Below are 23,852 nucleotides of genomic sequence, written 5' to 3'. Positions count from 1 at the left end.
GTCATGTCAGCTATTCAATCTGGACGCCAGCCTGTTTCCGTTTGGCGGCGCTTGCTTTCACGAGCCACGCCGGTCGCGTGTGCCTATTTTGCCACCCTGCTCGCTATTCCAGTAAATGCCGGCATCACGTTGCCAACATCGCCGCTTACAACGGCTGCTCGTGTTCCGCCCAATCTCCTGTTTGTTCTTGACGACTCGGGATCAATGGAGTGGCGCTATATGTATAACCCGGATATTACGAATATGAGCGGGGGCAATGTCACTAGCTCACCAACAGGTGATAATACATCTCGAGATAATAGTTTCCTGACGACAGATGTCAGGGCAAATGCAATTTATGACCAGAATTATGTTACAAACACGATATACTACAATCCAAACACGGATTATAGGCCTTGGGTAGACTCGACCGGTGCTCCATTAGCTGGCGGAACAACCATGGAATCCGCGTACAGTAGCGCTTTTTTTGTTCAAAATACTGAGGCAGATACGACTAGTCCAACGGTGGATCTAAGTGGATCGACCCAGACATTCTATATGCCTAAAAGTAATGCTACTGACCTTTCAGATGTTAGGCAGTATTATCGCTATCAAATTTTGACAAATGACAGTATCGTACGAAGTGAGCGTCTCGAAGGCGTAGTTACCACATCCTCTACTAACGGCGTACTGGTCAGCGGCTTGCGCGCTAATTTTGCAAGTAGCAATTATTATTCTATAAATGTGCCGGCCAATGCAACAAATTTAATCATAAGCGTGCGGAGTACCGTGTCTTGTGGCAGGGATTTGAGGTGCGCGGATCTGTACGTTAGGCGGAATGCGCAGGCAAGGACGAATTCAGCTGATTGTAGTGAAGCGAATGAAGGAAATTCCGAGACTTGCACGTTTGCAACCCCGCAGGCTGGCGCATACAGTGTATTGATCTACGGAGGCTCAAACTATTCAGGTGTTTCCGTCGGATATAGTTATAATATTTCTAACGACAATAACGGTGAGCAATCAGCGGGTTGTGATACTACGACGTCTGGCTGGGGATGGCGAAACTGTACGTACGCAACGCCAACTGGCCGGAACGTGGCAGCTGAGCGGTCAAACTTTGCCACATGGTACTCGTATTACCGTACACGTACGAAGACTGCAAAAGGTGGTGCGGCGGCAGCGTTTAATGGGCTGGGATCGGATGTGCGCGTCGGCTTTAGGACCATTTGGGGTCGCAATGGGGATAATGCGACCGGCAATTGGCCGACTCAGTCGGTGCCGATTCCCGTTGCTTACAATCAGGGCTTGTTTGATAACCCCAGGGGGGTCTCTGGGGCAAATAATAATCGTGCACGTTGGTTTAATCGGCTTTTTGGTGCCACCGCCCGTGATGGTACGCCGCTTCGTAGTGCGCTCAATAATGCCGGATTATATTATTCTAATGATAGCGCAAATGGTCCATATGGTCCGGAAACAGGGTCGAATCAACTGCAGTGTCGTCAAAATTTTACGATCCTGACAACTGATGGGTACTGGAACGGGGATGACAACTTCAGTTCCGGTGGAAATCAGGATGGAACTGACGGCGCTGCTATTGCTCGACCGGATCCAAACTCCCCGACCTATACGTACAAAGCTGTTGCACCTTATAGTGACGAGTCCTCCAACACGCTCGCAGACGTCGCCATGCGTTATTGGAAGCAAGATTTACGTACGGATATGAGTAACATCGTCCCGACTACGGCGGCCGACCCCGGGTTCTGGCAGCATATGGTGACTTTTGGTATTTCAATTGGACTGAAGGGTAGACTTAACCCAAATACCGACCTTCCTGGTCTCACTGATGGAACGCGCTCTTGGGGGGCTCCCACCGCCAATACGGTCACGACCATAGATGACTTGTGGCATGCCTCGGTGAATGGGCGTGGTAGATTCGTTGCTGCAAGCGATCCAGATCAGTTTACTCGTGGCCTGCGGGCAGCATTGGATGCCGTCGTACAGCGGACAGGCTCGTTCTCAAATGTTTCCGCAAATTCAACATCGGTCAATGCAGATACCCGTCTCTATCAAGCCACTTACGTATCGGGTGTTTGGTCGGGTGAGTTGGCGTCGTACGCAATTACCAACAGTCGAATTGCCACTGCAGCGAGCTGGGCCGCGTCTCAAAACATTCCTGTAAATAATAGGAAGGTTTTTACTTCGGATGGAGCCGCCGGGCTTATATTTCCCGCCGCGGCTACTACGCAGCAAATTGCGGATCTGACTAGAACGGGGGTAAGTAATTATCCCGTAACAGGGGCAGACAATGCAGCATACCTAGCAGGTAATCGCTCGCTTGAGCTACAAAATCAGGGCACTTTGCGTAACCGAGTTCATCTTCTTGGCGATGTGGTCAGTTCTTCCCCTGCGTATGTCAAAGATACAAATACGCTCTATGTAGGTGCTAATGATGGCATGTTGCATGCGTTTAATGCTGAAAATGGTGTAGAGCTGTTTGGATTTATTCCCAATAGTATTAATTGGAGTGAGTTGGGGTCTCTAAGTCGCCCGGATTATGGTCATCGGTTTTTTGTCGATGGGCCGATTATTGTTTCCGACCGTACCCAAACTCCGAATAAGAACCTCTTGTTTGGCGCCCTTGGGAAGGGGGGGAAGGGTGTTTTTTCTCTCGACGTTACGAACCCGGCCACCTTCGGTGTGAGTAACTTCAAATGGGAAGTCGGAAGAAATGATGCTGATATGGGACTTGTACAAGGAAAGCCTTTCATAGCCAAGCTAAATGATGGTAGTGCGGCCATTGTCGTAAGCAATGGCGTCAATAGTACAAATGGCCGTGCCGTTCTTTTCCTTTACGACATTAATACGGGTGCTCTGATCAAAAAGATCGATACCAATGTTGGCTCCGCTGTAACCGATAGCGCCGATTCAAATGGATTGTCCGAGCCAGTTGGTTGGGATTCGGATGGTAGCGGCACCGTTGATTATGTTTATGCGGGCGACCTGCTTGGAAACGTTTGGAAGTTCGATCTGTCTGCAGCGACAACGGCTAGGTGGGGCGTGTCCGGGAGTGCTCCGATCTTTAGCGCCACCTACACGGGGGCGAACCCCGCCGAGCGGCAGCCGATCACCGGTGGTATCACAATTGCAATGCATCCAACGACATTCAAGACCTGGATATTTTTTGGTACTGGTCGACTGATGACGACAGGCGACATGACCAGTAGGGCTGTCCAGAGCATCTATGGCTTTGTGGAGGACGGAACCGTAAAACGCCGTTCTGGTGATGGAGCTAATCTGACGTCACGCACATTGCTTTTGATCGATGGAACAAGGCGCTCATTTGAACCAAATGCTGTTTTGCCTACTACTTCGAAAGGATGGTATGTCGATCTTCTGACCCCTCCTAATCAGCTGGCTGAGGGGGAAAGAGTGGTAAGTGGGGCGCAGCTTCGTCGTGATGTTCTTACATTCTCCAGCGCAATACCGACTGCGAGTGCATGTACACCTGATGGCGCAGGATACTTGAACTCCCTGGATGCGTTCACCGGTACTAGCACTAGGGTTTCGTACTTCGATGTCAATGGCAACGGCAGGTTTGACGACGACACGTTGACTGCAGGCTATGGAAGTAAGATACCAGTCGGCTCGGTCAATCTTGGAGTCGGTATGACAACTCAGGCAAGCCTTCTGCAGGGATTGGCGGCAGTAGGGGGGTCGTCAGGTGGATCTGCGACCGTAAATGTTCAAGAAGTCCGTAACGTTGGTCGGGTGTCTTGGCGGGAAGTAAAGAGAGGAGATTGATCGATGTCCGTACGTCTCAGATCAGGTTCGTTACACACTGGTGTCAGATGGGGCTCCGTACAGAAGGGTTTCACTCTGCTGGAACTGATGATTGTGGTGGCAATCGTCGCTATCCTGGCAGCAATCGCCACGGCCGGTTATAGCCCGTACGTGATCAAGTCAAGGCGCGCGGCAGCGGCGAGCTGCCTGCTGGAGAGGGCGCAGTTGATGGAGAGGTACTACACCACGCGGCTTACGTATGCAGGAGCCCCTGCTCCTGCGGCCTGCGATGAGTTGACAAATTTTTACGGGATTCAATTCTTTGCCGATCCGACAGCCCGAGCGTATGTAATTCAAGCGGTACCAACCGCTCGGCAGTCGGATGCCAAATGTGGAACGCTTAGTATTGATCAAAAGGGCGCACGTGGAGCCAGCGGGACCGACGGGCCTAGCAAGTGTTGGTGAAGTGGGAGCATGTCCTGTACTGATCGCATCTGACCCACCCCCCAAAACTGGGCCATCGTAAACCGACGTCCCCCCGATTTTGAGTAGCGCCGCAGTTTGGAGTCCAATTCCCTACCCGAAGGAGATTGGACGTGAAGAAGCGTTTTACTGACGAGCAGGTCATCGGCTTTCTGCGTGAGGCCGAAAGCGGCGTGGCGATCAAGGATCTGTGCCGGCGCCATGGCTTCAGCGAGGCCTCCTACTCCCTGTGGCGCAGCAAGTTTGGCGGGATGAGCGTGCCCGATGCCAAGCGACTCAAGGACCTGGAGGCAGAGAACACGCGCCTGAAGAAGCTGCTCGCCGAGCAGGTGTTCCAGAACGATCTGATCAAGGAGGCACTGCAAAAAAAATGGTGAGCGCACCGGCGCGTCGTGCGCTGGTGCGCGAGTGGATGGGGCGAGGGGCCAGCGAGCGTTGCGCGTTGGCCGCGATCGGCATGAGCGCCAGTGCGCTGCGCTATTGCCCGCGCGAGGACCGCAACGTTGCGCTACGCGAGCGCATCGTGGAACTGGCGCATCGCCACAAGCGCTACGGCGTGGGGATGATCTATCTCAAGCTGCGCCAGGAAGGACGCCTGGTGAACTACAAGCGTGTGGAGCGCTTGTACCGCGAGCAGCAGCTGCAGGTCCGCCGCCGCAAGCGCAAGAAAGTGTCAGTGGGCGAGCGTCAGCCGCTGCTGCGGCCATTGCAGGCAAACCAGGTGTGGTCGATGGACTTTGTGTTCGACCGCACCGCCGACGGCCGGGCGATCAAGTGCCTGGTGATCGTGGACGACGCCACACACGAAGCGGTCGCCATCGAGGTGGAGCGTGCAATCTCGGGCCATGGCGTGACGCGTGTGCTGGAGCGGCTGGCCATCAGCCGCGGCTTGCCGCAGGTGATCCGCACCGACAACGGCAAGGAGTTCTGCGGCAAGGCGATGGTCACCTGGGCGCATGCGCGTGGCGTGCAGTTGCGACTCATCCAACCCGGCAAGCCAAACCAGAACGCCTATGTCGAATCGTTCAACGGCCGGTTGCGCGATGAATGCCTCAACGAGCACTGGTTCCCGACACTGCTGCACGCACGCACCGAGATCGAGCGCTGGCGACGCGAATACAACGAGGAGCGACCCAAGAAAGCAATTGGCGGCATGACCCCGTCCGCGTATGCCCAACAGCTGGCCAACACCGATATCATCAACCCCGGACTCTAGACCCGGCCGCTACTCAGGATGGGGGGACGTCGGGCTAACGGCAGTGCTTTTGCCGGCAAGGTCATGGATCGTTGGGGGTACGAGGCCGGCGTGGAGCTGGACTTTTCACGAGGTGGCACGCCAACGGACAATGCGATGGTAGAAAGCTGCAACGGTCGGCTAAGGCAGGAGTTTCTGAACGAGCATTGGTTCTTGTCGCTGGCCGATGCGCGGAGCAAAATCGAGGCGTGGCGGAAGTACTATAACGAGGAGCGGCCCGGTTTACCCAGGCCGATGTCTAGGCGGCCATGGCGCCACTAGCGAATCTGCTGAGCGAGTTTTCAGAGATGAGGTGAATTGCCGGCGGTGTGGGGGGCAACGTGAAGCGCTAGGGCTTGACAATTGGCAACAACTAAAAAGCCACGCATTCGCGCGGCTTTTTTGCCATTGCAACATTGGCGCCCGAAGTTGGACTCGAACCAACGACCCCCTGATTAACAGTCAAGTGCTCTAACCGGCTGAGCTATTCGGGCGGGGAGATGAATTGTAGGGAGTCCGGCTCGTGTCCGCAACCCCTACCTAAAAATTTTCCTGATTAGCCCCATCGCTCAGCCGGCGGTTGCAGGATTTGCGACAAGTCAGTTGGACAATGACCCCACGTGAAGACAGCAGGGGTGGGACATGGGTATCAACATCGTGCAGTTTCAGCCTGGATTGTCGATGAGCGAGTTCGTGGATGGCTACGGAACCGAAGCCAAGTGTTACCGGGCGTTGTATCGGTGGCGCTGGCCGACCGGATTTTGCTGCCCGCAGTGCGAGGGGCGCGCGCGTTCGCGCTTTCGACGTGATGGGCTGGTGTACTACCAATGCCGGGCGTGCCGGCATCAAACAACCCTGCGTGCCGGCACGCTGTTCCAGTCCAGCAAGCTGCCCTTGCGCTTGTGGATGCAGGCGATCTACCTGCTGACCTCCAGCAAGACCAACGTGGCAGCGCTGGAGTTGAAGCGGCATCTTGGCGTGAACTACAAGGCGGCCTGGCGCATGAAGCACAAGATCATGCAGGCGATGGTCGAGCGCGAAGAACCGCGAAAACTCAGCGGATTCGTGCAAATCGACGATGCGTATCTGGGTGGGGAACGCACCGGCGGCAAGCGCGGACGAGGGTCGGAGAACAAACAGCCGTTCGTGATCGCGGTGCAAGTGGACCACAACCACGAACATCCTATCTTCGCGGTGATCGAGCCGGTGAAAGCCTTTGACAACGCCTCGCTGAAGGACTGGATCGAACGACGTCTGGAGCCGGAATGCGAGGTCTACAGCGACGGGCTGGCGTGTTTCCGCCGTCTGGAGGAGGCCGGGCATGCCCACACCACCCTGGACACCGGCGGTGGCCGTGCCGCAACCGACGTCCAGGGGGCGCGTTGGTTGAATGTGGTGTTGGCCAACGTCAAACGTGCCATCAGCGGCACCTACCATGCGGTGCGCCAAGCCAAGTATGCGCGGCGCTACCTGGCCGAAGCGGCCTATCGATTCAACCGCAGGTTTCATCTGGAGCAAATGCTGCCGCGACTGGCGACGGCGCTGATGCGCTGCATGCCTTGCCCAGAGCGCGTTTTGCGCATGGCAAGCAACTTCCATGGCTGAGGGATGGGGCTAATCAGGAAAATTTTTCATGATGGACATGGCACAGGCGAGGTGGTGCGGCTGGAACGTGCTCTGCCGCCCACGTTTATGGTGATGCGGCCTTTCTGACTCTTGCCATTGCAAACGTAGAAGGTGGCGTTACTGGTTCCTGTTCTTCCATTGGACATGTACCGGATTTGCTTCCTCCCTTGAGACGTCAACAGGCGTGAGCGCTCAGTGGCCTGTGCTGCGTGACTGAAGATGATGTCACTGTCTCGATCTGGCGAGCGATTGCCGTCCGGGTCTAGGTAGATCAGCCAGCCTCGGCTCCAATCGTGTGTGTCCGCACACAGCTGACCTTCTCCGCGTGGGCACATTATCGCATCCGTCCCGTGAGTCACGGCAGCTGATCGCGTAATCGCCAAGTGCGTCGTTACTTCATTTATCAATGCGATGGTTTTCTGGGTCTCGCGCAATGTCATGAACGAAGGCGTTGCAAGGATCGCCAGTAGGGTTATGGTTAGTAGCACGGCTACAGCGTCAATTATGCCATTGCCATTCTGGGTGCAGCGTAGTGTCATGTACCGTCCCCTCAAAGTACTTCGCCTCAGAGTGCCGCCCGGCAAACGCAGGGGGCATCGTCGTAGTTCCGAAGTATTTGTAGGAAAACTGCAGACGGATTCGTCATCCTGTGATGGCTATACTTCCTAGCCGATCGAGGGCAAGGTTCCATGACCGACCGTTTTCAGCTCGTCTCCCCGTATTCCCCAGCAGGCGACCAGCCTGCGGCTATCGACAAGCTGGTGGCCAATTTCGAGGCCGGCCTGGCCAAGCAGACTCTGTTGGGGGTGACCGGCTCGGGCAAGACCTACACCATTGCCAATGTGGTCCAGCAGGTGCAGAAGCCGACCTTGGTCATGGCGCCGAACAAGACGTTGGCGGCGCAGCTGTACGGCGAGTTCAAGTCGTTCTTCCCGCACAACGCGGTCGAGTACTTCGTCAGCTACTACGATTACTACCAGCCGGAGGCGTACGTGCCGTCGTCGGACACCTTCATCGAGAAGGACAGTTCGATCAACGAGCACATCGAGCAGATGCGCTTGTCGGCGACCAAGACCTTGTTGTCGCGGCGCGATTCGCTGGTGGTGGCGACGGTGTCGGCAATCTATGGCCTGGGCGCGCCGGAAGACTATTTGTCGCTGCGCCTGATCCTGTCGGTCGGCGAGCATATCGATCAGCGTCAGTTGATCCGGCACCTCACCGATCTGCAGTACACCCGCAACGAATTCGAGCTCACGCGCGGCGCGTTTCGCGTGCGTGGCGAAGTGCTCGATGTGTTCCCGGCCGAGTCGGACACCGAAGCCCTTCGCATCGAGTTGTTCGATGGCGACATCGAGCAGCTGACCCTGTTCGACCCCTTGACCGGCGAGACCTTGCGCAAGCTGCAGCGCTACACCGTGTACCCGAAAACGCACTACGCCACCACGCGCGAGCGCACATTGAGTGCGGTGGACACCATCAAGGTGGAGCTGAAACAGCGCCTGGAGCAGCTCTACTCGCAGAACAAGTTGGTCGAGGCGCAGCGTCTGGCGCAGCGCACGCAGTTCGATCTGGAAATGATGGCCGAAGTAGGCTTCTGCAACGGCATCGAAAACTATTCGCGGCATCTCACCGGCAAGGCGCCAGGCGAGCCGCCACCGACCTTGTTCGACTACCTGCCGCCTGATGCGCTGCTGGTCATCGACGAGTCGCACGTGACCATTCCGCAGATCGGTGCGATGTACAAGGGCGACCGCTCGCGCAAGGAAACGCTGGTGGAGTTCGGCTTCCGTCTGCCGTCCGCGTTGGACAACCGGCCGTTGCGTTTCGAAGAGTGGGAGGCGCGTTCGCCGCGTAGCATTTACGTGTCGGCAACGCCCGGTCCCTACGAGTTGAGCGAGTCGGCCGGCGAGGTCACGGAGCTGGTGGTGCGCCCGACCGGCTTGATCGACCCGGTGGTGGAGATCCGCCCGGTCGGCACGCAGGTCGACGACCTGATGTCCGAGATTCACGAGCGCATCAAGCTCGGCGACCGCGTGCTGGTGACCACGCTAACCAAGCGCATGTCGGAAAATCTCACCGAGTATCTGGGCGAACACGGGATTCGTGTGCGCTATCTACACTCGGATATCGACACCGTTGAGCGGGTGGAGATCATTCGCGATCTGCGTCTGGGTAAGTTCGATGTGCTGGTCGGCATCAATCTGCTGCGCGAGGGCTTGGACATGCCGGAAGTCTCGCTGGTAGCCATCCTGGATGCCGACAAGGAAGGCTTCCTGCGCTCGACCGGTTCGCTGATCCAGACCATCGGCCGTGCCGCGCGCAATCTGCGTGGCAAGGCCATTCTGTATGCCGACAAGATGACGCGTTCGATGCAGGCTGCGATCGACGAGACCGATCGTCGCCGCGAGAAACAGGTCGAGTACAACCTGGAACACGGCATCACACCGAAATCCGTCGAACGGCCGATCTCCGACATCATGGAGGGTGCGCGCGAAGATGCGGCCGAGAAAAAGTCGGGCAAGGGCCGCTCGAAGTCGCGTCAGGTCGCCGAAGACGCGCCCGATTACCGCGCCATGAAGCCTGCGGAAATCGCCGGCAAGCTCAAGAGCCTGGAGCAGAAGATGTACCAGCATGCCAAGGATCTGGAGTTCGAGGCTGCAGCGCAGATTCGCGACCAGATCCAGAAGCTGAAAGCGGCGAGCCTGGCGTAGGGCAGGGGCCTAAAAGCGCTGGGAGGGCTTGTGGTCCGGGAATCCCTGCGCTAGAATGCGCGCCCTGCACAGCGCAATGCTGAGGCAGGAAACGGGCGGTTAGCTCAGCGGTAGAGCACTACCTTGACATGGTAGGGGTCACAGGTTCGAACCCTGTACCGCCCACCACTCCAAGTCCAGATAGCACAGCGACTTGAGTGGTTAGAAGAAAATCATCTGGTGTTGAATGCGACTAGAGGGCCTTAGGGCACACTGGTCGCGACGTTGTGCGTCAGTGCTTTTGAGTGGCGTGTTTACAGGTCTTGTTGAAACCGCTTTCTCCGTCACACGTCTTGCTTTAGCATCGCCTCCGCGCTGACGGAAAGGAAGGCTGGCGATGGACGAATATCAGCACACCGTGCTGACCAGGGGTGGGTACCGCGTCGTGGCCATCACGCGTGACGAGGTGTATGCACCCGACGCAGTGGTGGCATACGCTGTTGTAACCGATGCGGGGACCCGAATCACGCCGGATCTATCGCTGGATCAGGCCAAGGTCTGGATCGATTCGTTGGTGGAGAGCGAGAGTGGCGGACGCAAGTCCGACCTTGTCGCCCATAAGCCCGTCGTACGTCGCTAAACCACCATCGTTGTGCAAGCCTAAGGAGAAGGGCGCATGTCCAAACCCAAAATCATCGCAATCGCCACGATCGTGGCAGTGCTCGTTGGATACTTTTTGTCCGGCTATCTGACGCTGCTGTTGTTGCGGCTCGATACCGGGCTGTACGCGTGGGACACCTACTACCGCTATTTCAGCGCGTTGGGGCTGCCCGAAGTCGCGCCATTCGCGACCAAGATCAAGATCGCCGGCGTGCTCGGATTCGGCCTGCCTGCACTCATCTGGGCAATTACTGTCGTGCTCATGGTGAAGCCCAAGGCGCGCGCCCTGCATGGCGACGCGCGCTTCGCCGGGGCTGCCGATCTTGCCAAGCATGGGCTGTTCAAGCCGAGCGAAAACGGCATTGTCGTCGGTAAATTCAATGGGAAGCTGGTGCGATTGAGCGGTCAGCAATTCGTGATCCTTGCTGCGCCAACGCGCTCTGGTAAGGGTGTCGGTGTCGTCATCCCGAATCTGCTCGAGTATCAAGAGTCGATCGTTGTGCTGGATATCAAGCAGGAGAACTTCGACCTGACCAGTGGCTGGCGCGCCAGTCAGGGGCACGAAGTCTTCTTGTTCAACCCGTTCGCCGAAGACCGTCGCACGCATCGCTGGAATCCGTTGACCTATGTGTCCAACGACCCAGCGTTCCGCGTCTCGGATCTGATGAGCATTGCGGCAATGCTGTATCCGGATGGATCGGACGACCAGAAGTTCTGGGTGAGCCAGGCACGCAACGCGTTCATGGCATTCGCTCTGTACCTGTTCGAAAACTGGGACGAAGAGCTCTCGCTGGGCTTCCCGGGCGGGGCAGGGGCGCCCACGCTGGGCGGAATCTATCGGCTCTCGTCGGGCGACGGCACCGACCTGAAGAAGTACCTGAAGTCGCTGTCGGAGCGGCGGTTCCTCAGCAGTAACGCCAAGTCGGCTTTTGCCAACATGCTGTCCCAGGCGGATGAGACCTTCGCCTCGATCATGGGCACCTTGAAAGAGCCGCTCAACGCGTGGATCAACCCCGTCCTGGACGCCGCCACCAGTGCAGACGACTTCATGCTCACCGATCTGCGCAAGAAGAAGATGACGATCTACATCGGCATCCAGCCGAACAAGCTGGCCGAAAGCCGCCTGATCATCAACCTGCTCTTCAGCCAGATCATCAACCTCAACACCCGTGAGCTGCCGAAGTCCAACCCGGAGCTCAAGTATCAGTGCTTGCTGCTCATGGATGAGTTCACCTCGATCGGCAAGGTGGACATCATCGCGACGGCCGTGGCCTACATGGCCGGCTACAACATCCGTTTGCTGCCCATCATCCAGAGCATGGCGCAGCTGGACGCCACCTATGGCAAGGATCTGTCGCGCACCATCATCACCAACCACGCCCTGCAGATCCTCTATGCACCACGCGAGCAGCAGGACGCCAACGACTACTCAGAGATGCTGGGCTACACCACCATCAAGAAGAAGAACGTCACCCGGGGGCGGGAGACCACGCATAGCGTGTCGGAAGAGCGTCGGGCGCTGATGTTGCCGCAGGAGCTCAAGGCCATGGGTAACGAGAAGGAGGTGTTCCTGTACGAGGGGATCCCGCACCCGGTGAAGTGCGACAAGATCCGCTACTACGAAGACCGATATTTCACGGCTCGCCTGTTGCCAAAGACAGATGTGAAAACGCTTACGATAAGATTGTGATGCGCATCACACAAGTCGCGCGAAGCGAGCTCGGTAATTCTTGACGGATCCGTCCGTTAAGAGCAAAGTTATCAAGAATCTGCGGTATAGATACATCGGTGTAGGGGAGCGGCGCTGGACGGGGCCGTACTGGAGTAAGGCTATGGACGGTTTGCTAACGTATTCATCTTTTTCAGAAATGTGTGGCGGCACCTGGGGCGACTCGGTGGCGCACGTGTGTGCGAGTGGGACACTAACAACAACTTTCCTCCGGTACCCACTGGTACGCGGAGGTGTATCGCTGCCCGTTTTAAGACCGAAATTTCATGAGTTGGAGAAGTCAGAGTGAATCCGATGTATGTGTCCAAGCTGTCGTTGGTGCTAGTGGCTGCAGCATTGGTGAGCGCCTGCGCGACCAAGCCTGCTCCCGATTTTGGCGGGCGTTGGAAGCACGTCAATCACTTTGACGAGGCGCCAACCGAAATTCCGCTCTACACCTCGTACACATATCAGGCCACGCCGATGGACGGCACGCTGAAGACGATGCTGGAACGGTGGGCCGCGGATTCCAATATGCAGTTGTCGTACAACTTGCCGTCCGACTACACCTTGATTGGGCCGGTTTCCAACATCAGCACCACCAGCGTCCAGCAGGCTGCCACCGAACTAAGTGCCGTGTATGCAGCTCAAGGTGTTTCGGTGTCGGTTTCCGCCAACAAGCTGCTGGTACAGCCGGTGCCGGTATCGTCCGGCTCCAAGCTCTAAAGGTCCGCCGTCTGATTCATGCCTTTCAGGCATCGAGCCTTCGGTACTCCTGCCTTCTCAAGTGCCCGCAACGTGTTGCGGCAATAGTTTCAGGCCTGACAAGGCCCTACGGTGACGGATCTAGACATGTTGCGTAAGAAGGTCAGTGAAAAGGACGGTTCCGCCCAAGTGGGTGCGGCCGTCCAGAAAGCGGTGAATTACGAGGTCAGCATCGCCGACCTGGCACGACGCAGCGAAAAGCGTGCCTGGATTGTGGCCACCCTGTCGATGCTGGTCACCGTCATGACAGCAGGCGGCTACTACTACATGCTGCCGCTGAAAGAGAAGGTGCCCTATCTGGTCATGGCAGACGCCTATTCTGGTACAAGCACTGTCGCCAAGCTTGAGGCGAATTTTGGTGGGCGGACCATCAGTACAAGTGAGGCGTTGGCGCGCAGTAATATTGCGCGCTTCATCATCGCCCGCGAATCATTCGATTTGTCGATCATCGGCCAGCGTGACTGGAATACCGTGTCAGCAATGGGTACGACAAATGTGGTGAACGAATATCGGGCGCTGCATTCGGCAAATAACCCATTAAGGCCCTTGAATACATACGGCAAGCTTCGAGCTGTCCGCGTCAATATCCTGAGCATCACACTGATCGGTGGGAAGGGGCAGCCTTATAAAGGTGCGACCGTGCGCTTCCAGCGGACCGTATACGACAAGAATTCAACTGTCTCTACATTGCTTGATAACAAAATTGCGACCATGGGATTTGTTTATCAGGACAATCTGGAGATGAGTGATAGTTTGCGGGTCGAAAATCCCCTGGGATTCCGTGTCACCGATTATCGGGTTGATAACGATTACTCGTCGCTCCCGGCCGCTCCTGCAGGTGGCGCCGTCATAAGTGCGCAGCCTCAAGCAGCGCTTCCGCAGCCTGGCGCGGGCGTTGCCGACCCCAATGCTGCAAATGTTTCTGGTGCGGCCCCGCCTGGAGGCGTTCCGCTCCAGCAAGGATCCGCACCCCAGGGCGGCGTGCCGCTACAGCAAGCACAGCCAGCGTTTCCCGATCAGATGCAGCAGCCAGGTCAGTCCGGGGCGCAGCCCGCGATTCAACCTCAAGGGATGCCGAATAATGTCAATGGAGCAAGCGGTCGATGAAACTTTTTAATCGGTACAGGGCTGCATTATTTTCAGCGCTGCCACTTGCGCTATGTGCCTTTTCAGTAGCGGCCCAGGTAGTTCAGGAATATGAGTATGCGCCTGACCGTATCTATCAGGTTCGCACGGGTCTCGGGATTACTACCCAGGTCGAGCTAAGCCCGAACGAAAAAATCCTGGACTACAGCACCGGCTTTACCGGTGGTTGGGAGCTTACGCGGCGTGAGAATGTCTTTTATCTCAAACCGAAAAATGTCGATGTCGACACGAATATGATGATTCGTACGGCGACGCATTCTTATATTCTTGAGCTCAAGGTGGTTGCAACGGATTGGCAGCGCCTGGAGCAGGCGAAGCAGGCGGGTGTTCAATACAAGGTCGTGTTTACTTACCCGAAAGACACGAGTTTCCAGAATGTGGAAGATGCGGACGCATCGAAAAAAGGTCCATTGCTGAATGCAAAGATCTTGAAGGATCGTCGTTATTACTACGATTATGATTACTCGACACGCACCAAAAAATCCTGGCTGATTCCTAGCCGTGTTTATGATGACGGCAAGTTCACCTATATCAATATGGATTTGACGCGCTTTCCGACTGGGAATTTTCCGGCGGTCTTCGCTCGCGAGAAAGAACACTCCGAGGATTTTCTCGTCAATACGACGGTGGAAGGCAACACCCTGATCGTGCACGGAACCTATCCTTTCCTGGTGGTTCGCCACGGCGATAACGTCCTCGGTCTGCGAAGGAACAAGCAAAAGTGAACTCGAATATTCCAAACGGCCCAGATGATCGCTCTCCGAACAACCGCGGAGAAGAGTCGCGAAACGGCGAGTATGACGAGCGCAATAATCCGTACTTTGCGCGTCAACAGGCCAGTGCCGCCCCTGACCTGGATGCCAATGAGCCAGTGCTGCGCTCCAGCGACATCAAACGCCTGAATCGTAAGGCGCTTGTATTCCTGGCTGCCATCGCAGCTCTGCTGATTCTCGTCATCTTCTGGCTGGCGACGCAAAGCGGGGACGATTCGGCGCCGCCAAAGCCGCGAGCCGAGACAGTTGTCGCACCTGCGCTGCCACAGAACATGACTGCGCCCGTCGAAGAGGCACCGGTTCCCCTCGCGCAGCAGCCCAGTCTGCCGCCACTGCCGCCGATGCCGACAGATGATAATGAAGAGGTGAGTTCTGCGCCCGAACGTCCGCGTGGCCCCACATTGTTGGAGCGTCGAATCCTTGCCGAATCCGCTGTCAACGGCGCGGGCATGCCAGGCCAGCCCGGTCAGCCAACTGCACCCGGAGAGGAAGACACTGCGGTCACGCTAGCGAAGCCCATCAGCAACCCAGATGGGTTATTGGTGCGTGGTACCTACATTCGTTGCATTCTGGAGACCCGGATCATTTCCGATTTCGGTGGCTACACATCGTGCATCGTGACCGAGCCGGTGTACTCCATCAACGGACATAACCTGCTCCTGCCGAAGGGTTCCAAGATGCTTGGTCAGTATGGCGCCGGAGAGCCGACGACACGCCGCCTGCAGGTGGTCTGGGATCGTGTTACGACGCCTACGGGACTGGATGTCACGCTTGAGGGGCCCGGTATTGACACGTTGGGTAGTGCAGGCCATCCAGGTAATTACAACGCGCATTGGGGCAACAAGATTGCATCAGCGCTGTTTATCAGCATGCTGAGCGACGCCTTCAAGTACGCGGCTGCCGAATACGGTCCGGAGACGACCACAATCGGTGTTGGCACCGGGACTGTCACTCAGCAACCCTTCGAGAGCAATACTGCACGAAGCATGCAGCAGCTCGCCGAGCAGGCAGTGGAAAAGTCTGGGCGCCGTCCGGCAACCTTGACGATCAATCAGGGCACGGTGTTGAACGTATATGTTGCCAAGGACGTCGATTTCTCGGCGGTCCTGCCGAAGTGAATGACGTGGCTGCCATGACGATCGACGATTCACCAACGGCGCGTATTTCGAACGACTTCTTGGACTACCAGTACTCTGTGCTGGGAATCCTGGATTATCTAAATTCGCCTGATGTGACCGAAATTTGCATCAATCGTCCGGGTGAGTTGTATCTCGAGACCATTCATGGGTGGCAGCGGGTCGACGTGCCGTCCCTCACCTACGACCGTGCTCGGCAGTTCTGTACGGCGGTCGTCAATGAGAGCAATACCGGGCAGCGTATTACCGACGCTGACCCGGTCGTGTCACTCACGTTTCCGACTGGGCAGCGCGCGCAGTTTGTGATGCCGCCTGCATGCGATGCCGGCAAGGTATCCATCACGATCCGGCTTCCCTCAAAGCACACCAAGTCGCTGGAGCAGTACAAGCACGATGGGTTCTTCGACGAGGTGCTGGAGCAATCGGCAGATGTCAGCGACCACGATCAGGAGCTGCTGGAGCTACGCCGCAAGCGTGACTACGCCGAGTTCTTCAAAAAGTGCGTGTTGTACAAGAAGAACGTGGTTGTTGCTGGAGCGACTGGCAGCGGCAAGACGACCTTCATGAAGGCATTGGTGAATCACATTCCGAACGAAGAGCGCCTGGTGACCATCGAGGACGCTAGAGAGCTGTTCATCAGTCAGCCTAATTCCGTGCATCTGCTGTATTCAAAAGGCGGGCAGAGCGCCAGCAACGTGACCGCCAAGAGTTGCATGGAAGCGTGCCTGCGCATGAAGCCGGATCGCATCATCCTGGCAGAGTTGCGCGGCGACGAGTCGTTCTACTTCATCCGTAACTGTGCTTCGGGGCATCCAGGTTCCATCACCAGTTGCCACGCCGGTAGTGTCGAGCAGACCTGGGACCAGTTGGCGTTAATGGTGAAGGCATCTAACGAAGGCTCTGGCCTGGAGTTCGAGGTGATCAAGCGTTTGCTGAGAATGACCATCGACATCGTGGTCCACATCAAGGCGCACGCGGGGCGCCGGTTCATCACGGGCATCGACTTCGATCCTTTGAGAACCTTGCGCGGCGGTTGAAAGTAAATTCTTAAGTTGGGGCTGGTTTGGTTTTGCAAGGAGGAATGACATGTTGCCTGGCATGGAACTGATGGGGTGCACTGGACTTGCTGTTCCTGGCGAGGTGATGCAGCACGTTGTCCGTGTCGAGTCGTCGCGCAATCCGTATGCCATCGGTGTGGTTGGTGGGCGCTTGGTGCGTGAGCCACGCGGGTTGGCTGAGGCGGTCGCCACTGCCAAGATGCTGGAACAGAAGGGTTACAACTTCTCACTCGGGTTAGGCCAGGTCAATCGCTACAACCTGCAAAAATACGGGCTGACCAGTTACGAGATGGCATTCGACAAGTGCCCCAATCTTGTCGCTGCCTCAAGGATTTTGGCGGAGTGTCATTCGCGCTCAGGCGCTAATTGGGGCAAGTCGTTCAGCTGTTACTACTCCGGCAACTTCGAGACCGGCTTCAAACACGGTTACGTCCAGAAGATCTATGCGTCCATTCGTCAGTCGGTAGCATCCTCTGGAGCAGAGCCCATCACGGTCGTGCCGACGCGGCAAGTGCAGTTGCGGCCTGCCAATCCGCTCAAGCAGGCGGCCGCCGAATTGGCGGATGCAATTGTCGCGCGTCGCATTCAGGATCTCTCGGGAGCGGGCAACACGGTGGCTTCACCGGCAGGGCCTATGCTACCGGCACCGTCAGCACCTTACTCTCTGCCGAGCCGGGCCACCCCTGTGGCTCCTGCGGCGGAGAACGAGTTGTATGTGATAAAGCCGACAGGTCAGGGGCGTGGGGTGGCGTTGCCCGCCGCCGCACCGAAGGCCTCGACGCAGACCGACCAATCCGTAAGTCCCGTCTCCATGCCACGTGCACCACAGACGGCGCCGCAAGTAGATAGTGCATTTGTTTTTTAGGATGGAAGATCGCCAAGGAGTTGGCTGCTGGACCCCCTCTGTTCCCAAGGAGTTAGACATGAAGTTTGAAATCGACAAGAAAACAATGGCAGACGCCAAGATGGTTGGCACCCAGGCGGTGAAGGCACTGGTATTCATCTCGCTGCTGATGGTTGCGGGTGGCGCAGCAGCAGACGGCAATGGTCTTGCGGATACTGATACCCGAGTCTGTGGCTTTTTGAACAATGTGACCAAGTTGCTGAACATGGGTTCGATTGCAGTGGTCACCATTGCAGTTATCGTGGCCGGATATCAGATCGCCTTCGCACACAAGCGGATCTCCGAGGTTTCCCCGATCCTCATCGGTGGCGTTCTGATCGGTGCTGCCGGCCAGATTGCCAACATGATCCTGCAGAACAAGGACGCTAACGCCGGGGATTGCTCGGGAATCGGTGCTTCGTTGGTGCAGATCGCTCAGTACTATGCATAAAGACGTTCTCTTCCGCGGCTGCACCCGCCCGGCGATGTTTCTGGGGGTGCCTTACATCCCCTTCTTCGTCGGTGCCGGTGGTGGCCTGCTGTTGGGGATGTACATCGATCTTTGGTACCTGCTCACCATTCCCATCATCATTTTCGCCATGCAGCAGATGGCCAAGCGTGACGAGATGATCTTCAGGTTGCTCGGGTTGCGCTGGCTGTTCCGCATGCGTGCCCGAAACCTCCAGCGTTATTCGGGAATGTGGGTATTCAGCCCTAATGAATACCGCAAGAGTCCCCCGGGTAAGTCGCGGTAAGCAAGTGAATTGTTCAACCAACCCCACGCGCAAACCCGCGTGGGGTTGGTGCTTTCGATACTCCCTGGTGTGATGCTTCCTTCTTAACTCGGTAAGACCATGTTCAGCCCAGACAGTCCAATCAGCGAATTTGTTTCCATTTCGACACACGTCGCGCCGTCTGTCGTCAAGACGACCGCAGGCGACTACCTGTTGATCTGGCATCTGGCTGGCCTGCCGTTCGTGGGGCGGGACGAGTTCGAGCTGGAGCAACGGCACAACACCTTCAATCGTCTGTTGCAGACCCTGCGTGCTCCCGACTTTGCCAATGTCGCCTTCTGGGTCCATGACGTGCGTCGTCGTCGCAAGATTGGCAGCGGTGGGCGTTTCAGACAGTCCTTCAATCAAAATCTCTCTGACGAGTACTACGCAGCGCTGTCCTCGCAAAAAATCATGCAGAACGAGCTGTACTTCAGCATGATCTATCGGCCGGTCGTGACCGGGCGGCGCTTGGTCGAAAAGTCGGCAAATCCAGACAGGATCCGTGCCGAGGAAGAGCAGGCGGTCGCCAAGGTCGTCGAGCTTGCCACCAATGTGGAGGCGGTCCTTAAAGACTATTCGCCGTATCGGCTGGGAATGTACGAGGCCAAGAACGGCGTCGTGTTTTCCGAGACCCTCGAATTTCTAGGCTATCTGCTCAATCGTATCGATGAGCCGGTGCCGGTATTGCAGGCTCCCGTGCCCGCGTACCTGCCTGTCAGCAAGCACATGTTTGCCAACAAGACGGGCGATTTTGTCATCCGTACACCGGATGGCGTCAATCACTTTGGTGCGATCCTCAATATCAAGGAATATGCCGACGGGACCTACCCTGGCATTCTCAATGGTCTGAAGTACCTTGATTTCGAATACGTCATGACGCATTCGTTCAGCCCGGTTGGACGTCATGATGCGTTGAAGGTGCTGGAGCGCACCAAGGGTATGATGATTTCGTCGGGCGACAAGTCGTCCACCCAGATCCGGGATCTTGATGTCGCCATGGATGACGTGGCGTCGGGCAACTTTGTGCTGGGCGAGTACCACTTCACGTTAGCGGTATACGCCGACAGCCAGGAGAAACTGGCCAGGCAGATCGCCACCACCCGTGCCGAGCTCTCCAACGCCGGTTTCGTTTCGGCCAAGGAAGATCTGGCGATCGCTTCATCGTTTTACGCGCAGTTGCCGGGCAACTGGCGCTTCCGTACCCGCATCGCCAACCTGAGCTCACTCAATTTCCTGGGCTTGTCGCCGTTGCACAACTTCGCCCAGGGCAAGCAGCACAACAATCCGTGGGGTGATTGCGTCACCACGCTGCAGACCACCAACGGCCAGCCGTATTATTTCAATTTCCATGCCACGCATCCGGCCGAGAATTCGCTCGGCGAAAAGGCGATCGGCAATACGATGGTGATCGGTAAGTCCGGTACCGGTAAGACGGCGCTGATCAATTTCCTGCTGAGCCAGGTGCAGAAGTTCGATCCGATCCCGACGATCTTCTTCTTCGACAAGGACCGCGGCGCGGAAATCTTTGTACGTGCCTGCGGCGGTAATTATCTGGCGCTGGAAAATGGCTCCCCGACCGGCTTCAATCCGTTCCAGTGCGAGCGCAACGAGGCCAATACGCAGTTTCTGGCCGAACTGATCAAGGTGCTCGGCGGCAAGGCCGAATACAGTGCCCGCGAGGAAGAAGACATCTATCGCGCAGTGGAGGGCATGCTGGACACCCCCATGCACCTGCGCAGCATGAGCAACTTCCGTAAGAGCCTTCCTAATATGGGCGACGATGGCCTGTATGCGCGCCTGCGCCGCTGGACCGCTGGCAATTCGCTGGGGTGGGTGTTCGACAACCCGGTCGACACGATCGATCTGACCCGTGCCTCCATCATCGGCTTCGACTACACCGACGTGATCGACAACGCCGAAGTGCGGGTGCCGGTGATCAATTACCTGCTGCACCGCCTGGAGGCGTTGATCGACGGCCGCCCACTGATCTATGTGATGGACGAGTTCTGGAAGATCCTGGACGGCAAGGGGGGATTGAAGGAATTCGCCAAGAACAAGCAGAAGACCATCCGTAAGCAGAATGGTCTGGGCATTTTCGCCACGCAGAGCCCGGAAGATGCGCTGGCCAGCGATATTGCCGCCGCCTTGATCGAACAGACCGCCACGATGGTGCTGTTGCCCAACCCTAACGCCAGCCGCGACGACTACATCGAGGGGCTCAAGCTGACCGATGCCGAGTACCAGGTAGTGGTCTCGCTGGACGAGCGCTCGCGCTGCTTCTTGGTCAAGCAAGGCCATGCCTCGGCGGTGTGCCAGCTCAACCTGCGCGGGATGGACGATGCGCTGTCGGTGATTTCGTCCTCGACCGACAACATTGAGATCATGCATCAGATCCTGGCCGGCAAGGCCAGCAAGCTGGGCGTCAGCGTCGATCAGCTGACGCCCGAGCAGTGGTTGAGCGATTTCTACGCCAACCGCAAGGGCTCGGGTAAGCGTAAATCGGCGAAAGACAAGGAGGCCGAAGATGCATAGTCCCCATCATCGTCAGATCACTTTCCACGCATCAACTTCATCTGTGTCAGGAGGCAAAAACACCATGGCAACCACGTTCTGAACCGCCCCGGGAAGTTGGGAGGCTGTTTGGTTTGAGTCACGCCGCTTTGGCGTAACCGGCCTGTTGTCGATAGTAAGCCTCTTCGGCTTCTGCTGGCAGGAATGTTCCCGATCGACCCCAGTAAGCGTTTGTGGTTTTACCGACGTCCACCCAATCCAGCGTGGCCAGTTCCACATCCTGGCGGTTGCGCTACGCGCGCCGGTGGATCACCTCGGCCTTGTACAACCCGTTGATCGTCTCGGCCAGCGCGTTGTCGTAGCTATCGCCCACGCTGCCCACCGACGGCTCGATCCCGGCGTCGGCCAGCCGCTCGGTGTAGCGGATCGACACGCACTGCACGCCGCGGTCGGAGTGGTGGATCAGGCCACCCTCGGTTGGGCGCCGCGCATGCAGCGCCTGCTCCAGGGCGTCCAGCACCAAATCCGTCTGCGCGGTCGGCGAGACCTTCCAACCCACGATGCGCCGCGCCTACACCTCGATCACGAAGGCCACGTACACGAACCCGGCCCAGGTCGAAACATAGGTGAAGTCGCTGACCCACAGTCGGTTCGGCGACGGCGCATGGAACTGTCGGTTCGACGTCTGCCCGACGCCCCCCCGATTTTGAGTAGCGCCGCAGTTTGGAGTCCAATTCCCTACCCGAAGGAGATTGGACGTGAAGAAGCGTTTTACTGACGAGCAGGTCATCGGCTTTCTGCGTGAGGCCGAAAGCGGCGTGGCGATCAAGGATCTGTGCCGGCGCCATGGCTTCAGCGAGGCCTCCTACTCCCTGTGGCGCAGCAAGTTTGGCGGGATGAGCGTGCCCGATGCCAAGCGACTCAAGGACCTGGAGGCAGAGAACACGCGCCTGAAGAAGCTGCTCGCCGAGCAGGTGTTCCAGAACGATCTGATCAAGGAGGCGCTGCAAAAAAAATGGTGAGCGCACCGGCGCGTCGTGCGCTGGTGCGCGAGTGGATCGGGCGGGGGGCCAGCGAGCGTGGCGCGTTGGCCGCGATCGGCATGAGCGCCAGTGCGCTGCGCTATTGCCCGCGCGAGGACCGCAACGTTGCGCTACGCGAGCGCATCGTGGAACTGGCGCATCGCCACAAGCGCTACGGCGTGGGGATGATCTATCTCAAGCTGCGCCAGGAAGGGCGCCTGGTGAACTAGTCGCCCCTGAAAAACCCCCTTCAAGCACCAAAGGTCAGCGGCGACCGGTGCGCCAGGCTCAAGGATGCCCCTGCCATCGCCTGCAACCAGGCACGCAAAAAGGCGATCCAGCGCATCAGCCAGCGCAGGTTGTAGCCGGCGGCGCAGCCGAGCACGTGCAGTGCATCGCCTTGGGCACCCTTTAGATAACAGCGATTCAAGCGGCAGTCCTGTTTCAGATGTCCAATCACCGGCTCCACCGCTTGCCGGCGTTTGATCCAGCTCCATTGCCGTCGTGTCAGCGTCTTGGCCTTGCCGCGATGCAGGATCTGCACGCCATCTACCTCACGTCCGCGATACCCCAGGTCCACGATCGCTACCTGCGGGGTTACATTCACATCCTGCAGCAACCCACGCGTCTGCTCCAGCTGCTCGGCCAACGTATCGCCGTCGTAAGGATTGCCGGGAAAACTGCGCGCGCCCACGATCAAGCCTTTGCGCGCACTCACCGCAATGCCGACCTTGACGCCAAATTCGTAAGGTGTCCGTGCCTTGCCCTTGCTCATGCATTCCACTTCCGGCGCATGCAGGGCGTAGAGCTTTTGCTTGTCCTTGGGGCGTTGTGTCAACACCCGTTGTGCGCGTTCCAGCCAGACACTGATGCGCTCACGCACCAAGGGGTCCAGCTTGCGTTGCAGATCGCGTAATACGCGTCCCAGGAGCGTGCGTTGGCGTCGCAGCACCTTGTGCATGCGCTTGAACTGGCGCGCATGCGCATAGCGCCCGGCCTTGCGGCTCAAGACCGGGCCTTGCCGCGCATAGGTCTGTCGTAGTGCGATGCCGTGGCGCTTGGCCAGCAGCACCAGCTTCTTGCGCGCCACCTCCAGCAGCCGGCTGTCGGTGGGATGGGCGATCGCCTTTTCCTGCACGGTGGTGTCCACGATCACCCGCGACAACTCGCGTGCATCCACCGCCTTCATCGCATGCGCGGTGTTGATCGTGTGCGCCAATAGCTCTTCCATGCCCGCTTCGCCCAGACGCTGTCGCCAACGTGTCAGGGAACTGGGATCGCACGGCAAGCAGGTCTGGAATACCACCTCGCCGGTGAAGAACTGCCAGTACGGATTTTCCAGCCAGCGCGCGCATACGGCCTCGTCGGACAGGTCGTAGGCGTGCTTGAGGTAGAGCAGCCCGGCGATCAGACGCATCGGCAGGCCGGGCCGTCCGCCGCTGGCAGTTGTGGCCGGCAATCGTGGCGATAGCGCCTGCTCCAACACACTCCACGGCAGCCGATGGCTTAGTTGAACCAGTGGATGGCGCAGGTCGATCTGGTTTTCCAGACGCGAACGAAACAACTCATCGGCAGGTAAGTGATCGGCAGCGGGACGGCGTGTGCGCATGGGCGAAAACTGC

18 protein-coding genes, 2 tRNA genes and 3 pseudogenes are annotated in these 23,852 nt (G+C 57.5%); 19 read left to right on the top strand and 4 right to left on the bottom strand.

Annotated elements, in window-relative coordinates:
• Window positions 1–3 precede the first annotated feature (3 nt).
• The 4 genes and pseudogenes from M3O59_RS12745 to M3O59_RS12730 form a co-directional block, all read left to right on the top strand.
• Entirely contained in the window at window positions 4–3,780 is a 3,777-nt protein-coding gene (locus M3O59_RS12745) for a PilC/PilY family type IV pilus protein (RefSeq protein ID WP_147308571.1), read from the top strand.
• 3 nt (window positions 3,781–3,783) lie between these two features.
• A complete protein-coding gene (locus M3O59_RS12740; protein WP_116906746.1) occupies window positions 3,784–4,224 on the top strand; it encodes a type IV pilin protein in 441 nt (146 codons plus the stop codon).
• A gap of 131 nt (window positions 4,225–4,355) precedes the next feature.
• Window positions 4,356–5,458, top strand: a protein-coding gene (locus M3O59_RS12735; protein WP_373418973.1) for an IS3 family transposase whose coding sequence is annotated in 2 segments (ribosomal slippage) — window positions 4,356–4,605 and window positions 4,605–5,458 — 1,104 coding nt in all. Because the reading frame shifts where the segments join, the coding sequence is not laid out codon by codon here.
• A gap of 57 nt (window positions 5,459–5,515) precedes the next feature.
• Window positions 5,516–5,716 (top strand): annotated as a pseudogene (locus M3O59_RS12730) (integrase core domain-containing protein); the annotation flags it as partial.
• A 177-nt stretch (window positions 5,717–5,893) separates the two neighbouring features.
• Here the strand turns inward: M3O59_RS12730 and M3O59_RS12725 are convergent.
• Window positions 5,894–5,970: transfer RNA gene (locus M3O59_RS12725), tRNA-Asn, on the bottom strand.
• Between the two features lie 148 nt (window positions 5,971–6,118).
• Here M3O59_RS12725 and M3O59_RS12720 point away from each other — a divergent pair.
• On the top strand, window positions 6,119–7,081 hold the full coding sequence (locus tag M3O59_RS12720; RefSeq protein WP_330462198.1) for an IS1595 family transposase: 963 nt from the start codon (window positions 6,119–6,121) through the stop codon (window positions 7,079–7,081).
• A gap of 26 nt (window positions 7,082–7,107) precedes the next feature.
• On the opposite strand, the gene M3O59_RS12715 is transcribed toward M3O59_RS12720, so the two are convergent.
• Window positions 7,108–7,542: a GspH/FimT family protein gene (locus tag M3O59_RS12715; RefSeq protein ID WP_181920671.1), complete on the bottom strand. Its 435-nt coding sequence runs from the start codon at window positions 7,540–7,542 to the stop codon at window positions 7,108–7,110.
• Between the two features lie 249 nt (window positions 7,543–7,791).
• Here M3O59_RS12715 and uvrB point away from each other — a divergent pair, with 249 nt between their 5' ends.
• The 13 genes from uvrB (at window position 7,792) to M3O59_RS12650 (ending at window position 21,229) form a co-directional block, all read left to right on the top strand.
• On the top strand, window positions 7,792–9,813 hold the full coding sequence (uvrB, locus tag M3O59_RS12710) for an excinuclease ABC subunit UvrB (RefSeq protein WP_249047179.1): 2,022 nt from the start codon (window positions 7,792–7,794) through the stop codon (window positions 9,811–9,813).
• 93 nt (window positions 9,814–9,906) lie between these two features.
• Window positions 9,907–9,981: transfer RNA gene (locus M3O59_RS12705), tRNA-Val, on the top strand.
• A gap of 208 nt (window positions 9,982–10,189) precedes the next feature.
• Complete coding sequence (locus M3O59_RS12700) at window positions 10,190–10,432, top strand: hypothetical protein (RefSeq protein ID WP_064633210.1); 243 nt, start codon at window positions 10,190–10,192, stop codon at window positions 10,430–10,432.
• Between the two features lie 36 nt (window positions 10,433–10,468).
• Window positions 10,469–12,142, top strand: a complete 1,674-nt coding sequence (locus M3O59_RS12695) for a type IV secretory system conjugative DNA transfer family protein (protein WP_116906874.1) — start codon at window positions 10,469–10,471, stop codon at window positions 12,140–12,142.
• A gap of 333 nt (window positions 12,143–12,475) precedes the next feature.
• Window positions 12,476–12,886 carry a TcpQ domain-containing protein gene (locus M3O59_RS12690; protein WP_116906875.1) on the top strand — a complete coding sequence of 137 codons (411 nt, stop codon included), beginning with the start codon at window positions 12,476–12,478 and terminating at the stop codon, window positions 12,884–12,886.
• 126 nt (window positions 12,887–13,012) lie between these two features.
• A complete protein-coding gene (locus tag M3O59_RS12685; RefSeq protein WP_064633215.1) occupies window positions 13,013–14,032 on the top strand; it encodes a VirB8 family type IV secretion system protein in 1,020 nt (339 codons plus the stop codon).
• On the top strand, window positions 14,029–14,796 hold the full coding sequence (locus M3O59_RS12680) for a TrbG/VirB9 family P-type conjugative transfer protein (RefSeq protein WP_116906876.1): 768 nt from the start codon (window positions 14,029–14,031) through the stop codon (window positions 14,794–14,796). Before M3O59_RS12685 ends, M3O59_RS12680 begins: the two co-directional genes overlap by 4 nt.
• Window positions 14,793–15,962: a TraB/TrbI/VirB10 family type IV secretion system protein gene (locus M3O59_RS12675; protein WP_116906877.1), complete on the top strand. Its 1,170-nt coding sequence runs from the start codon at window positions 14,793–14,795 to the stop codon at window positions 15,960–15,962. Before M3O59_RS12680 ends, M3O59_RS12675 begins: the two co-directional genes overlap by 4 nt.
• Window positions 15,963–15,967: 5 nt before the next feature.
• Window positions 15,968–17,017, top strand: coding sequence for a P-type DNA transfer ATPase VirB11 (virB11, locus tag M3O59_RS12670; protein WP_005996067.1), 1,050 nt, complete (start codon window positions 15,968–15,970; stop codon window positions 17,015–17,017).
• 61 nt (window positions 17,018–17,078) lie between these two features.
• Entirely contained in the window at window positions 17,079–17,903 is an 825-nt protein-coding gene (locus M3O59_RS12665) for a lytic transglycosylase domain-containing protein (protein WP_064633240.1), read from the top strand.
• A gap of 58 nt (window positions 17,904–17,961) precedes the next feature.
• A complete protein-coding gene (locus M3O59_RS12660; RefSeq protein ID WP_116906878.1) occupies window positions 17,962–18,372 on the top strand; it encodes a TrbC/VirB2 family protein in 411 nt (136 codons plus the stop codon).
• Window positions 18,365–18,676 (top strand): VirB3 family type IV secretion system protein, encoded by a 312-nt coding sequence (locus M3O59_RS12655; RefSeq protein WP_116906879.1) that lies wholly within the window; start codon window positions 18,365–18,367, stop codon window positions 18,674–18,676. The genes M3O59_RS12660 and M3O59_RS12655 overlap by 8 nt, the downstream gene beginning before the upstream one ends.
• Before the next feature lie 99 nt (window positions 18,677–18,775).
• Window positions 18,776–21,229, top strand: coding sequence for a VirB4 family type IV secretion/conjugal transfer ATPase (locus M3O59_RS12650; protein WP_116906880.1), 2,454 nt, complete (start codon window positions 18,776–18,778; stop codon window positions 21,227–21,229).
• Window positions 21,230–21,347: 118 nt separating this feature from the next.
• Here the strand turns inward: M3O59_RS12650 and M3O59_RS12645 are convergent.
• A pseudogene (locus M3O59_RS12645) lies at window positions 21,348–21,887 on the bottom strand (IS3 family transposase); the annotation flags it as partial.
• 79 nt (window positions 21,888–21,966) lie between these two features.
• Between M3O59_RS12645 and M3O59_RS12640 the strand changes: the two are divergent.
• Window positions 21,967–22,457, top strand: a pseudogene (locus tag M3O59_RS12640) (transposase); the annotation flags it as partial.
• Between the two features lie 23 nt (window positions 22,458–22,480).
• Here the strand turns inward: M3O59_RS12640 and M3O59_RS12635 are convergent.
• Window positions 22,481–23,839 carry an IS5 family transposase gene (locus M3O59_RS12635; RefSeq protein WP_330462196.1) on the bottom strand — a complete coding sequence of 453 codons (1,359 nt, stop codon included), beginning with the start codon at window positions 23,837–23,839 and terminating at the stop codon, window positions 22,481–22,483.
• Window positions 23,840–23,852: the final 13 nt, after the last annotated feature.

Origin of the sequence: Xanthomonas nasturtii (genome assembly GCF_023337365.3) — a bacterium.
In the GTDB taxonomy this organism is placed as follows: Bacteria; Pseudomonadota; Gammaproteobacteria; order Xanthomonadales; family Xanthomonadaceae; genus Xanthomonas; species Xanthomonas nasturtii.
The sequence above is the reverse complement of the archived record's forward strand: the minus strand, read 5'-3'. Positions and strand labels throughout refer to the sequence as shown.